Genomic DNA, 13403 nt, shown 5'->3' with positions numbered 1-13403 from the left:
TGAAACAGGGTCCACGCGGATCATCGCCGGGCGGCGTGGGCGGCCAGTGTGAAGCGCGGCTCCGGCGCCGCCCCGCCCAGCGCCAGCTCGGTGGCCAGCTCCCCGATGAGCGGCGCGAACTTGGCGCCGTGCCCGGAGCACGGCGAGCACACGACCAGGGGACCGGACCGGTCGAGCACGAAGTCGTCGTTCGCGGTGGAGGTGTAGAGGCAGGTGGCCTCGTTGAAGGGCTCCGGCACCAGACCGGGCAGCCACTGTCGTACGTACGCGGTGATGCGGTCGCGGGCGGCCGGGTCCACCTTCCCGTCGCGGGTGTCGGCGGTCGTGGGCCCGCCCGCGTCGTGTTCGGCGATCTTGCGGCCGTCGAAGGGGCCGCCGTCCCGTCCGCCCGGGAGGCTGTAGGTGCTGAGGGCGTCCTTGTGCACGACGATCGGCCAGGGCTCGGCCGCCGGGTCGCGGCGCGGGAAGTGGAAGACCTGCTGCTGGGTGACGGTCAGTTCGGGCAACGGTACGAGGCCGGCCGACAGGTCGGACGTCCAGGCCCCGGCGGCGACGACGGCACGGCGCGCGGTGAGGGTCGCTCCCTCCGCCGTCTCCAGCCGTACGGCTGCCTCCCCGAGCGGGGTGACGCGGCGTACGGCGGTGCCGTGCCGGATGTCCGCCCCGCGTGCCCCGGCCCGCTCCAGGAAGGCGGCCACGGCCCCGGCCGCGTCGACGGTGCCCGCCTCCGGGTGGAAGAGGACCGGGCCGTCGAAGCGCAGCCCCGGCCAGCGCCGTGCCGCCTCCTCGGGCGGCAGCAGTTCATGCGGGACAGCGGCCGCGGCGAGGCCGGACGCGAGGCGCTCGGGTTCGCGCAGCCGGCCGTGGTCGAGGCCGCCGACAACGCGCAGCACCTGTGTGCCGGCGTCGGTCTCCAGCTCGTTCCACAGCTCCATCGCGCGCCCGGTCATCCCGATGTACAGCGGGTCCGGATAGGCGCGGCGGACGATACGGGCGCTGCCGTGGGAGCTGCCCCGGTCGTGCCCGGCGTCGAACTGCTCAAGGACGGCCACGGACAGCCCGCGCCGGGTGGCGGCCCACGCGGTGGCCGCCCCCATCAGTCCCGCGCCGACGACCGCGACGTCGAACTCAGGCGGTCCGGGGCTCACAGCCCGGCCCCCGGGATCCAGTTCGTGCCCGCGAGCGGAACCCGGGCCATGGCGGCCGCCTCGATGGTGAGGGCGACCAGATCCTCGGGCTCCAGGTGCCGCAGGTGGGCCTTGCCGCAGGCGCGGGCGATGGTCTGCGCCTCCATGGTCATCACGCGGATGAAGTTGGCGAGCCGTCGGCCGCCCTCGACCGGATCGAGGCGGGCGGACAGGACAGGGTCCTGGGTGGAGATGCCCGCCGGGTCGCGGCCGTCCTGGTAGTCGTCGTAGTACCCGGCGGCCGAGCCCAGCTCGCGGTACTCGGCGTCGTACTTCGGGTGGTTGTCGCCCAGCGCGATCAGCGCGGCCGTGCCGATGGCCACCGCGTCCGCGCCCAGCGCCATGGCCTTGGCGAGGTCGGCGCCGCCGCGGATGCCGCCGGAGACGACGAGCTGGACCTGCCGGTGGACGCCCAACTCCTGGAGCGCCTGGACGGCCTGGGGGAGCGCGGCGAGGGTCGGGATGCCGACGTGCTCGATGAACACGTCCTGGGTGGCGGCGGTACCGCCCTGCATGCCGTCGAGGACGACGACGTCCGCGCCCGCCTGGACGGCGAGTTTCACGTCGTAGTACGTACGGGTCGCGCCGATCTTGACGTAGACCGGCTTCTCCCAGTCCGTGATCTCCCTGAGCTCCCGGATCTTGATCTCCAGGTCGTCGGGACCGGTCCAGTCGGGGTGGCGGCAGGCGCTGCGCTGGTCGATGCCGAGCGGCAGGGTCCGCATGGCGGCGACCCGCTCGGTGATCTTCTGGCCGAGCAGCATGCCGCCGCCGCCCGGCTTGGCGCCCTGACCGAGGACGACCTCGATGGCGTCGGCCTTGCGCAGGTCGTCGGGGTTCATGCCGTAGCGGGACGGCAGGTACTGGTAGACGAGGTGCTTGGACTGGCCGCGCTCCTCGGGGGTCATCCCGCCGTCGCCGGTGGTGGTGGACGTGCCGGCCTCGGACGCGCCCCGGCCGAGGGCCTCCTTCGCCTGCGCGGACAGCGCGCCGAAGCTCATGCCCGCGATGGTGACCGGCGTCTTCAGACGCAGCGGGTACGTGGCGTTGCGGGTGCCCAGGACGACATCCGTGTCGCAGCGCTCGCGGTAACCCTCCAGCGGGTAGCGGGACATGGACGCGCCGAGGAACAGCAGATCGTCGAAGTGCGGGACGCGGCGCTTGGCGCCCCAGCCGCGGATGTCGTAGATACCGGTCTCGGCGGCACGCTGGATGGCGTGGATGGTGGCGCGGTCGAAGGTGGCCGACTCGCGGAGGCCGTGGGATGCGGGTGCCATGGCGAATTCCCTTAGTAGGAGGACGAGTTGTCGACCCTGAAGTGGTAGAGCTCGCGGGCCGAGCCGTAGCGGCGGAACGCGGACGGGTCGTCGTCCCGGTCGGCCGACTTCAGCAACCCGGCGAGTTCCGCGACGTGTTCGGCCCGCATCTCCTTCTCCACGCAGTCCGCGCCCAGGGACTTGACCTTGCCCCGGACGTAGACGCGGGCCTCGTAGAGCGAGTCGCCGAGGGCGTCCCCGGCGTCACCGCACACCACCAGGCGTCCGGCCTGGCCCATGAAGGCGCTCATATGGCCCACGTCGCCGCCGACGACGATGTCCACGCCCTTCATCGAGATCCCGCAGCGGGCGGAGGCGTCGCCGTCGATGACCAGCAGACCGCCGTGGGCGGTGGCGCCGGCGGACTGGGAGGCGCTGCCGCGCACCCGCACCGTGCCGGACATCATGTTCTCGGCGACGCCCGTACCGGCGTTGCCGTGGACGGTGACCGTGGCGCGCTGGTTCATGCCGGCGCAGTAGTAGCCCGCCGGGCCGTCGATGACGACGTCCAGCCCGGTGGTGAGGCCGACGGCGAGGTTGTGGGCGCCGCCGGGATGGGTGACGTGCCACGACGTCCCCGGACTCGCCTTGTGCAGTGCCGAGTTGAGGTCCCGGGCGGACTCCTGCGACAGGTCGACCACCGTCGTCGTCAGCGCTGCCATGTGTAGACCTCCTCCGGCTCGGGTTCGAAGATGCGGGCGGACTCGATGCCCGGCAGATGGGCGAAGTAGCGGTATTCGGAGGCCATCGCCACCCACGCGTCGGTCTCGGCGACGACGGCCGGCTTGCAGGCGATCGCGTCCCGGACGACGGCGAACGTGTCACCCGTCGTCACCAGCAGTGTGTAGAAGCCGTCGAACCGCTCGCAGAGCAGCCGCAGCGCCTTCTCCAGGTCGTGCCCGGCGGCGAGCTGGGCGGCCACGAAACGGGCACCGACCTCGGAGTCGTTCTCGCTGTCGAACGCGATGCCCTCGGCGCGCAGTTCGCGCCGGACGGTGGCGTGGTTGGCGAACGAGCCGTTGTGCACGAGGCAGACGTTCTCGTCGACGGAGAACGGGTGGGCGCCCTCCGGGGTGACCGCCGACTCCGTGGCCATACGGGTGTGGGCGATGCCCTGCCGACCGGTCGCCGCACGCAGGCCGAACTCCTCGGCGAGCACGTCCGGGTGGCCGACGCCCTTGAGGACGGCCAGGTCGGTGCCGCGTCCGGTGACCACGGCCGTCGGGAAGGCCCCGCGCAGCGCCCTTTCCAGGTCGGCGACCGGCAGACTCGGCGAGTGGACGACGACCGACTGGCTGACGGTCACGGCGGCCGTGTCCCCGCCGACCAGCGCGGCGATCTCGGCGGCGGACGCGTCGCCCGGCGCCAGCAGGCTGACCGCCGAGTGGCCGGGCGGGGTGAGGCGCGCGTCGCCGTACAGGGCGACGCCGGCCGAGTCGGGACCGCGCTCGGCGGCCTGGTGAAGCATCCCGGTGAGCAGTTCGCCGAGCCGGGGCTCCAGCGAGGGGTCGCGCACCTGGAGTCCTGCGATGCCGCACATGGGCATGACCTCCAAAGGGCCTGGGACGACGGGGGTGGTCAGACGGCGGTGAGATAGCGGTCGATCTCCCAGGGGGACACCGTGTTGTGCCAGCTGTAGAACTCCTCGCGCTTCAACTCGGCGTAGTAGTCGCTGACTCCGGCCTTGGCGTCCACCGCGTCGAGCACCCCGCGGACCACGTCGTCGCACTCCAGCGCGTGCACCGCGTCGAGCAGCGTGCGCGGCAGCCGGGGGCCGTCCTCGGCGGCGCCCGGCCGGCCGGGGTCGAGCCTGCGGCGCACCCCGTCGAGGCCCGCGCCCAGTGCGCCGGCCGCCGCGAGGTAGGAGTTCGCCGAGCCGTCGCCGCCACGCAGTTCGACCCGGTGGGCGTCCGGCACCCGGAGGAAGTGCGTACGGTCGTTGCCGCCCCAACTCGCCATCCGCGGCGCCCAGGTGGCACCCGAGGTGGTCGTGGTCGCGCCGGTGCGCTTGTACGAGTTGACGGTGGGCGCGATGAGCGCGTGCAGGGCGGGCGCGTGCTCCAGCAGACCGGCGGTGAAGTGGTACGCCTCGGGGCCGAACCCCATGCCGTACTGGTCCCTGGCGTCCGCGCCCGCGGGGAACAGCGCACGCTCGCCGTCCCACAGCGACAGGTGCATGTGCAGCCCGCTGCCGGTGCGGTCGGTGAACGGCTTCGGCATGAACGTGGCCGTCATGCCGCGCTGTTCGGCGAGGACCTGCACGATGTACCGCAGGGTGACCACCCGGTCGGCGGTGGTCAGCGCGTCCGCGTGGTGGAAGTTCTGCTCGAACTGCCCGTTGCCGTCCTCGTGGTCGCTCGCGTACGGCCCCCAGCCCAGTTGCACCATCGCGTCGGAGACGGCGGTGAGGTGGTCGTACATCCGGGTCAGTCCCCGGGCGTCGTAACAGGGCTGGGCCGCGTCGTCGAGCCGGTCCGCCGTCGTGAGCACGCCGTCCGCCCCGCGCTGCACCAGGAAGTACTCCACCTCCGCCCCGCTGACCATCCGCGTACCCTCGGCCGCCGCCTTCTCGGCGAGCGTCCGCAGGATCACCCGGGGCGCGAAGGCGTACGGGCTGCCCTCGACGTACGGGTCGCAGTGCACCATGCCCAGGCCGGGGCGGACGAAGGTGAGCGGGACGTACGAGGAGACGTCCGGGATCGCGATCACATCCGGGTCGCGCGGCAGTTGCCCCATGGCTCCGGCGGCGTATCCCGCGAAGCCGACGCCGTCGCCCTCCAGCGCGTCCGCCGCCTCGACGGGCACGAGCTTGGCGCAGGGCTTGCCGGTCAGCGTGGTGAAGGTGGCGAGGAGGAACCGGACGCCGTCCGCCTTGGCGAGCGAGGCGAGTGACTGGGTGCCCGGGACGGGCGGAGTGGACTTCGGCGGAACGGACACGGGCTCTCCCCGGGGTGAGTGCGTTCACTGTCGTGACAACGAGTCTCACGACAGGAAACACGCCCAGGATGTCCCTTCCGTTGCCGTTCTGTAAATCGCCTGGCCTCGCAGATCCGGCCGGCAGCGCGGTGCGTGCGTGACGCGGTCGGCCGAGTGGCCGAAACGCAGCGCCGGCGCGGCGTTTCGGTGAAGGCGGTGCGGGAGGAGGCGCCGGGGCGCGGTGGCCGTCTCGTCAGGAGGGGGTCCCCGCGGCCATCGGTTCGGCTTTGGGCAGGTCGGGGTGAACGAGGGTTCACCGATAGATGCAGGTTCCCCTTAATCGAGGCATGGATGGGCGGTCGAACGGCGAGGGCCGAGGAGAGGTGCGCCGGTATTGGCGTCGAAGTCCCATTTGCCCCCACTGTCGGCCAGGCGCGGCGACATTGGCCGACAGCTCGCAATTACCGGTTACTCGGGTCACCAAAAGTGTCTTCACCGCGCTGAAAGTCACATGCGGCGACAGTTGCATACGGCGAAGTCACTCCTGTGAGTCGACTCCTCGAACGCGGCGAAATCCCCCCGCCGGGGCCTTGATTTGGCATGCCCTCTTGGCATCCTCGGCGCGGATAACAATTCAATTCGAAACGTAATCGAGACATAAAAGTGTGTTCTCGCGTAACACAAGCGCTTCAAATTTCCCCATACCTGCAGCAATGAGGAGTCGGATGTCCAGATCAGCCAAGATTTTCGCGACGGTCGCTGTCACCGGACTCGCCTTGAGTGCCTGTGGAGGCAATGCCTCGGGCGGCGCGCCCGACAGCTCGTCCGGCGGCGGCACGCTTGTCATCGGCGTGGACCTGCCGCTTCAGGGGGCCTCGAAGGACGCGTCCGAGGCGACGGTCAACGCGATGCAGCTCTACCTGGACCAGACAGGCAGCAAGGCCGGCAAGTACAAGGTGAAGCTCAAGGTCTACGACGACTCGACGGCCGCCAAGGGTGCCTGGGACGACGCGACCTGCGCCAAGAACGCGCAGGACCACGTGGGCAACACCGAAGAGGTCGCGGTCATGGGCACCTACAACTCCGGCTGCGCGCAGATCATCGCCCCGGTTCTGAACCAGGACCCGTCCGGCCCCATGCTGATGGTGTCGCACGCGAACACCAACCCCGGTCTGACAAAGGCCTGGGAGCCGGGAGAGCCGGAGAAGTATTTCCCGTCCGGCTCACGCAGTTATGCCCGCGTCATCGCGACCGACGACTACCAGGGCGCGGCGGGGGCCCAGTTCGCGGCCAAGGACCTCGGCGTCAAGAACTGCTACGTCCTCAATGACAACCAGACCTACGGCCAGGGCGTCGGCAAGGCCTTCGAGGACGAGGCGAAGAAGCAGGGCATCAAGGTGCTCGGCAATCAGGCGTGGGATGCCAAACAGCCCAACTACACCGCGCTGTTCACCAGTATCAAGGCCTCGAAGCCGGAGTGCGTCTACCTCGCCGGCATCTTCGACAACAACGGCGGCCAGCTCGTCAAGGACAAGGTGAAGGTCCTCGGCGACAATTCCAAGGTGAAGCTCCTCGCGCCCGACGGCTTCAGCGGTTATCCCGAATTCGACGGACTGGCACAGGCCCAGGGCGCCTATCTCACCTTCGCCGGCCTGACCGCCACGACGCTCCGTGAGGAGGGCGGCCCGGGCGCGGACCTGCTCGACGCCTACAAGAAGAAGTACGGCGAGGACCCGGCCACCAGCTACGCCCTCTACGGGGTGGAGGCGTTGCAGGTGATCCTTCAGGCGATCGAGAAGTCCGACGGCACCCGGAAGTCCATCACGGAGCAGGTCTTCTCGGGCAGCGGGATCAGCATCCCGGCCGACAAGTCGGTCGTGGGCAAGAAACTGGACATCGACCCCAAGACCGGCGACGTGAGCGTCCTCGACATCTCGGTGCTCCAGGTCACGGACAAGGAAGAGAAGTTCCTGAAGCCCTGGCCCGTCAGCTGAGTTGAGGTCCGGGGCGGGCGCCACCCCACACAGGTGGCGCCCGCCCCGGACCTGGCTTCGGTCCGTTTCTTCCGCACCGTTTCCCGACCCTCGCGAGGATCTTCATGGCAGCAACTGCCACCAGCGTCGCGGTGCCGGCCGCGATCGACCGCAAAGCGGTCATCCAGCGCTACGCCACCTATGTCATTCTCCTGGGCCTCGTCGTCTGGCTCTCCGCCAACCTGATCAACTCCCCGTCCCAGTTCTTCTCCGCGGGCATGGTCGGGCTCAACCTCGGCATGCTGTACGCGCTCATCGCGCTCGGCTACACCCTTGTCTACGGCATCATCGAGCTGATCAACTTCGCCCATGGTGACCTGTTCATGCTCGGCGCCCTGTTCAGCGGCTTCCTGCTGACGACCGTCATGGGCCAGGAACACTCCGATTTCCTCGGCATCGTGCTCCTGCTCGTCACCATCGTGGGCACCATGCTCTTCTGCGGCGGCATCAATGTGACGCTCGAATTCGTGGCCTACCGCCGCCTGCGCCGGGCCCCGAAGCTCGCTCCGCTGATCACCGCGGTCGGCATGAGTTTCGTCCTGCAGTTCATCGGTCTGAAGTGGAACGGCTCTACGCCCAAGCAGTGGCCGAGCGTCCTTCCCGAAGGCTCCTTCGGGATCGGCGACTTCCAGGTCGACTACAGCCTGCTGGCGGTCATCGGCGTGACCGTGCCGGTCCTCCTGCTGCTGCGCTGGGTGATCACCAGCACCCGGCAGGGCAAGGCGATGCGGGCCGTCGCCCAGGACCAGGACGCCGCCCGGCTGATGGGCGTCAACGTGAACCGGACCATCTCCTTCACCTTCCTGATCGGCGGGGCGCTGGCCGGCACCGCGGGCGTCATGTACCAGCAGGTCGTGGGCACCACGGCATACAACCTCGGCTACCAGCTGGGCCTCATCGCCTTCGTCTCCGCCGTGCTCGGCGGCATCGGCAACATCAGCGGCGCCGTGCTCGGCGGCATCCTCATCGGCCTCATCCAGGGCTTCAACGACGGCCTGCCCTACGGCTTCGGCCAGAAATGGTCCCAGAGCGTCGTCTTCGCCATCCTCATCCTGCTGATGGTCTTCAAGCCCGAAGGCCTGCTCGGCCGACCGACCACGGAGAAGGTGTAGCCATGGCTGTCGACGTTCCTGCCAAGGCGCGGCGGATGCCGGGCCTGGCGATACCGCACCGCATGCGCTGGCCGCTCGGGTACACCGCGGCAGCGGTCCTGGTGTTCCTCGCCTACTACTACGTGATCCCCAACCTCGGCCCCGGCGGGCAGACCTTCTTCCGCGAGTGGCTGCCGCTCACCTCCGTCAACGAGGCACTCGTCTGGGTGATCTGCGCCCTCGGCCTGAACATCGTCGTCGGCTACGCCGGCCTGCTGGACCTGGGCTTCGTCGCCTTCTGGGCACTCGGCGGCTACACCGCGGGCTGGCTGATGTCCGGCTTCTTCTACCAGGTCGACATCCACCTCTTCGGCGGGGCACTGGGCACCGCACCCGGCATCCACATCAGCTTCTGGCTGGTACTCCTCATCGGAGCCGGCTTCTGCGCGGTGTGGGGCGTGATCATCGGCGCGCCCACGCTGCGCCTGAAGAGCGACTACCTCGCCCTGGTGACCCTCGGCTTCGGCGAGATCATCCCGCAGGTCTTCACCAACGGCGACAACGTCTTCGGCTTCAACCTGACCAACGGCACCAAGGGCATCACCCCGGTCGACCCGATCGCCATCGGTTCCTTCACACTTGGGCCGTTCGACCTGGTGTACAAGTACGTCGTCTTCGTGCTGATCGTGGTCGTCGTCGTCTTCATCTCGCTGCGCCTGCGCGAGGGCCGGCTGGGCCGGGCCTGGCTGGCCATCCGCGAGGACGAACTCGCCGCGAGCATGATGGGCGTCCCGCTGATGCGCACCAAGCTCTCCGCCTACGCCGTCGGCGCGGTCGCCGGAGGCCTCGCCGGCGTCGCCTTCGCCACGCACGTCGGAGGCGTCCTGCCGGACCGGTTCAACTTCTCCATCTCCATCACCCTGCTGGCGATGGTCGTCCTCGGCGGGATGGGCAACGTGTGGGGCGTCATGCTCGGCGCGCTCGTTCTCGCCTGGGTCAACTCCACCGGCCTGCCGCAGTTCGGGACGTCCTTCAACGAGCAGTTCGGGACGAACATCAACTTCCCCTCCTACAACTACCTGCTGTTCGGCGGCATCCTCGTGCTGATGATGCTGTTCCGGCGCGAGGGGATCCTGCCCGAGTCACGGACCCGGCTGGTCCTGCACGAACCCAGCCGCACCGACATGGAGTCCCTCGGCGCCGACATGGAAGCGCCCGCTCCCGAACTGGACGAGGAACCCTTGCTCAAGACCACAGCCGCCGACGAACCGACCGTCACCGACGAGACGGGAACGGGAATGGGGGAGAAGGTATGACGACGATCCCTGAGACGGCACCGCTGGACGCCGGGACCACGCCGAAACTGCACGCCGACCGCATCACCGTGAAGTTCGGCGGCCTGGTCGCCGTCAACGACGTGTCCTTCACCATCCCCCAGCAGTCGGTCGTCAGCCTGATCGGCCCCAACGGCGCGGGCAAGACGACGTTCTTCAACGTGCTCACCGGCCTGTACCGGGCGACCAGCGGACGCGTGATCCTGGGCGAGAAGGACATCACCAACCTCGTCCCGCACCGGATCGCCGCCCTCGGCATGGCCCGCACCTTCCAGAACATCCGGCTCTTCGGGCTGATGACGGCCGAGGAGAACATCAAGGTCGCCATGCACTCCAAGCTGAAGTCGGGCCCCTTCCACACCATCGTGCGCACCCCCCGCCAGCGCCGCGAGGAACGCCAAGCGCAGCAAGTCGCCCGGGAACTCATGGAGTTCGTCGGCATCGCCAAAGTCGCGGGCGAGTACGCGCGCAACCTCTCCTACGGCGACCAGCGCCGTCTTGAGGTCGCACGGGCACTCGCGCTCGACCCGAGCATCCTGCTCCTCGACGAACCGACCGCCGGCATGAACCCGCAGGAGTCCGGCCGGTTCACCGAGTTCGTCCACCGGGTGCGGGACGAGAAGGACCTCTCCGTCCTGCTCATCGAGCACGACATGAGCGTCGTCATGCAGGTCTCCGACCGGATCACCGTGCTCGACAGAGGACAGAAGATCGCCGAGGGCGGCCCCGACGACATCAGGAACGACACCCGGGTCATCGAGGCATACCTCGGCAAGTCCGGAAGGGACAAGACCACATGAGCGGCGCCAGCGGTGTGACCGAGACGCGCGAACCGATGCTCGAACTCGACGAGATCCACGTCTACTACGGCAACATCGCCGCGGTGAAGGGTCTCTCCCTGACCGTCTACCCCGGCGAGATCGTCACCCTGATCGGCTCCAACGGCGCGGGCAAATCCACCACCCTGCGCGCCATCTCCGGCCTGCTGCCGGTGCGGGGCGGCACCATGACCTTCCAGGGCCGGCAGCTCAACGGCACACCGGACCACGAGGTCGTCCGACGCGGCATCGCCCACTCACCCGAGGGCCGGCGGATCTTCCCCCGGATGACCGTCGACGAGAACCTCGACATGGGCGCGTTCCTGCGCAAGGACAAAGAAGGGATCGCCGCGGACCGGGAGATGATCCTCGAACTCTTCCCCCGGCTCCGCGAACGCCTCCACCAGAAAGCCGGCACCATGTCCGGAGGCGAACAGCAGATGCTCGCCGTCGGCCGGGCGATGATGGCCAAACCACGACTGCTCCTGCTCGACGAACCCTCCATGGGCCTGGCCCCGGTACTCGTCGACGTCATCTTCGAAACGATCGCCCGGATCCGCGAGCAGGGCACCACGGTGCTCCTGGTGGAGCAGAACGCCCTGGCCGCACTCGAAGTCGCCGACCGCGCCTACGTCCTGGAGTCCGGCTCGCTGAAACTCCACGGCCCCGCAGCCGAGCTGGCCGAGGACGAGGAGATCGTCAAGGCCTACCTCGGCGGCTGAGCCCGGCGCGCGGACCAGGTGAACGCGATACCGCCCATGACACGAGCGCAGCGCCTCGGTGTCCTGATGGGTACCGTCTCCGCCGTCCTGGTCGGTGTGTCCTTCGTGGCGAGCAGCATGATGGCGCACTACCCGTTCCTCGGCGGACAGTCGGTGCGCTACGCCCTCGGCTTCCTGCTGCTGGCCGTCCTCTGTTCCCGGCGTGGATGGGCACCGGTCCGCCGGCTCACCCCACGGCTGTGGGTGCGGCTCACCCTGGTCACGGCGGCCGGCCTCGTCGGCTTCAACGTGGCGGTGCTCTCCGCCGAGCGCACCGCCGAGCCCGCGGTTCCGGGCGTCGTGGTGGGGTGCACCCCCGTCGTGGTGGCGATACTGGCGCCGCTGCTGGAGTCGAGGCGCCCCTCGGGACGGGTGGCCTGCGGGGCGCTGGTGGTGGCGGCCGGGGCGGCCGTGGTCCAGGGATTCGGGCGGACCGACGGGGCCGGACTGCTCTGGTCACTGGCCGCGATGGGCGGCGAAGTGGTCATGGCCCTCTTCGTCGTACCGGTGCTGCGGGTCCTCGGGCCGCTGCTGTTGACCACCTGCGCCTGCGCGATCGCCGCGGTGGAGGCGGCGGTGCTGGGGCTCGCCGTGGACGGCCCGGCGTGGGTACGTATGCCGGACGGCGTGGAGGCGGCGGCGCTGGCCTGGCAGATCCTCGCGGTGACGGTCCTGGGAATCGTGCTGTGGTTCGGGGCGATCCACCGGATCGGAGCGGTGGGCATGGCACTGTTGTCCGGGCTGATCCCGGTGTCGGCCGCGCTGACGGCACCACTGGCGGGTACCGGAAGCTTCGGACCGGGACAACTGCTGGGGAGCCTGCTCGTCGCCGGGGGAGTGGCGCTCGGCGCGGCCTCCGCCGCGGCGGCCGAGGCAGCACCGATCCCCGTGACGAGGAAGCGAGAGCACATGACGGAAGAGCCGGAAGAGATCCTGTTCCTGTCCCGCCGCCGGGTGGAGTCCCTCTTCGATCCCGGCACGGCGATCGAGTCCCAGCGCGCGGCGTTCGCCGCCCTGGGGGACGGGACCGCCGAGCTGCCGGAGAAGATCCTCTACTCCAGCCGCTTCGACGGCTCCATCGTCTTCTGCTACGCAGCCCGCCTGTCTCCCGACACGGGCGCGGTCAGCAAGTTCGGCAGCGTCAACCAGGGGAACACCGCACGCGGACTGCCCAACGTTCACGCCTTGATCACCGCCCTCGACCCGGAGACCGGCCGACCGGTCGCCGTGCTGGACGGGACGACCGTCACGACGCTGCGCACGGCCGCCGGCAGCGCCCTCGCCGTCGACGTCCTCGCGCGCCCGGACGCCACCCGCCTCGCGGTCATCGGCTCGGGCGTTCAGGCCCGTGCCCACGTACGCGCCATCGCCCGGGTACGCCCGTTGAGTTCGGTACGGATCTGGAGCCCCACACCGCGGAACCGCCAGGCCGCCGCGGCCGAACTCGCCGCCGAACTGGGGCTTGCCGTGGAGGCCACGGCCACCGCCGAGGAGGCCGTGGCGGGAGCGGACATCGTCGCCGCCTGCACCCTCAGCGAACAGCCCGTCGTCCTCGGGTCCTGGCTGCCGAAGGGCTGCACCGTCGTGAGCGTCGGATCCGTCGAACCCACCCGCTGCGAGACCGACCCCGAGGTGCTGCGCCGGGCGCGCGCCGTCGTCGTCGACGATCCCGGGACCGCGGCGGGACACTGTGGCCCGGTGGTGACCGCGCTACGGTCCGGAGACCTCGTACGGCAGGACCTCATCGCCCTCGGCGATGTCGTCGTGGGCCGGGCGGCCGCCCGCACCGGCCCCGACGACATCGTGTTCTACGGCAGTGTCGGCCTGGGGGTGCAGGACGCCGCAGCCGCCTGGGCGGTGATCGACCGGGCGCGCGGCGGACGCGGCACGCCGGCCGGGGACCAGCGGGGCCTGAGTCCCAGCGGACGGTGAGGAGCCGATCAGGTC

11 protein-coding genes are annotated in these 13403 nt (G+C 69.9%); 6 read left to right on the top strand and 5 right to left on the bottom strand.

What is annotated here, in order from left to right:
* Nucleotides 1–20: 20 nt before the first annotated feature.
* Genes JIX55_RS08505 through glnT form a run of 5 tightly spaced genes read right to left on the bottom strand, consistent with a single transcriptional unit; the run spans nucleotide 21 to nucleotide 5440 of the window.
* The gene (locus JIX55_RS08505; protein ID WP_257562678.1) at nucleotides 21–1148 is read right to left on the bottom strand and encodes an FAD-dependent oxidoreductase; all 1128 of its coding nucleotides are present in this window, start codon (nucleotides 1146–1148) and stop codon (nucleotides 21–23) included.
* Nucleotides 1145–2464: an FMN-binding glutamate synthase family protein gene (locus JIX55_RS08500; RefSeq protein WP_257562677.1), complete on the bottom strand. Its 1320-nt coding sequence runs from the start codon at nucleotides 2462–2464 to the stop codon at nucleotides 1145–1147. Before JIX55_RS08500 ends, JIX55_RS08505 begins: the two co-directional genes overlap by 4 nt.
* Before the next feature lie 11 nt (nucleotides 2465–2475).
* Nucleotides 2476–3165 carry a glutamate synthase gene (locus tag JIX55_RS08495; RefSeq protein WP_257562676.1) on the bottom strand — a complete coding sequence of 230 codons (690 nt, stop codon included), beginning with the start codon at nucleotides 3163–3165 and terminating at the stop codon, nucleotides 2476–2478.
* Nucleotides 3153–4043: a glutamine amidotransferase gene (locus JIX55_RS08490; protein WP_257562675.1), complete on the bottom strand. Its 891-nt coding sequence runs from the start codon at nucleotides 4041–4043 to the stop codon at nucleotides 3153–3155. The genes JIX55_RS08495 and JIX55_RS08490 overlap by 13 nt, the downstream gene beginning before the upstream one ends.
* 38 nt (nucleotides 4044–4081) lie before the next feature.
* Complete coding sequence (gene glnT / locus JIX55_RS08485) at nucleotides 4082–5440, bottom strand: type III glutamate--ammonia ligase (RefSeq protein ID WP_257562674.1); 1359 nt, start codon at nucleotides 5438–5440, stop codon at nucleotides 4082–4084.
* A gap of 704 nt (nucleotides 5441–6144) precedes the next feature.
* On the opposite strand from glnT, the gene JIX55_RS08480 reads away from it, so the two are divergent.
* The 6 genes from JIX55_RS08480 to JIX55_RS08455 all read left to right on the top strand — a co-directional run bounded on the left by JIX55_RS08480 (nucleotide 6145) and on the right by JIX55_RS08455 (nucleotide 13388).
* Nucleotides 6145–7413: a branched-chain amino acid ABC transporter substrate-binding protein gene (locus tag JIX55_RS08480; RefSeq protein WP_257562673.1), complete on the top strand. Its 1269-nt coding sequence runs from the start codon at nucleotides 6145–6147 to the stop codon at nucleotides 7411–7413.
* A gap of 104 nt (nucleotides 7414–7517) precedes the next feature.
* Nucleotides 7518–8564, top strand: coding sequence for a branched-chain amino acid ABC transporter permease (locus JIX55_RS08475; RefSeq protein ID WP_257562672.1), 1047 nt, complete (start codon nucleotides 7518–7520; stop codon nucleotides 8562–8564).
* A 2-nt stretch (nucleotides 8565–8566) separates the two neighbouring features.
* On the top strand, nucleotides 8567–9859 hold the full coding sequence (locus JIX55_RS08470; protein WP_257562671.1) for a branched-chain amino acid ABC transporter permease: 1293 nt from the start codon (nucleotides 8567–8569) through the stop codon (nucleotides 9857–9859).
* Nucleotides 9856–10677, top strand: a complete 822-nt coding sequence (locus JIX55_RS08465) for an ABC transporter ATP-binding protein (RefSeq protein WP_257562670.1) — start codon at nucleotides 9856–9858, stop codon at nucleotides 10675–10677. The genes JIX55_RS08470 and JIX55_RS08465 overlap by 4 nt, the downstream gene beginning before the upstream one ends.
* Nucleotides 10674–11417, top strand: coding sequence for an ABC transporter ATP-binding protein (locus JIX55_RS08460; protein ID WP_257548443.1), 744 nt, complete (start codon nucleotides 10674–10676; stop codon nucleotides 11415–11417). Before JIX55_RS08465 ends, JIX55_RS08460 begins: the two co-directional genes overlap by 4 nt.
* 36 nt (nucleotides 11418–11453) lie before the next feature.
* Entirely contained in the window at nucleotides 11454–13388 is a 1935-nt protein-coding gene (locus tag JIX55_RS08455) for an EamA family transporter (RefSeq protein WP_257562668.1), read from the top strand.
* The last annotated feature ends 15 nt before the right edge of the window (nucleotides 13389–13403 follow it).

It is taken from the genome of Streptomyces sp. DSM 40750, from assembly GCF_024612035.1.
GTDB lineage: Bacteria > Actinomycetota > Actinomycetes > Streptomycetales > Streptomycetaceae > Streptomyces.
Note: the sequence above shows the minus strand (reverse complement) of the source record. Positions and strands in the feature narration are given on the sequence as shown.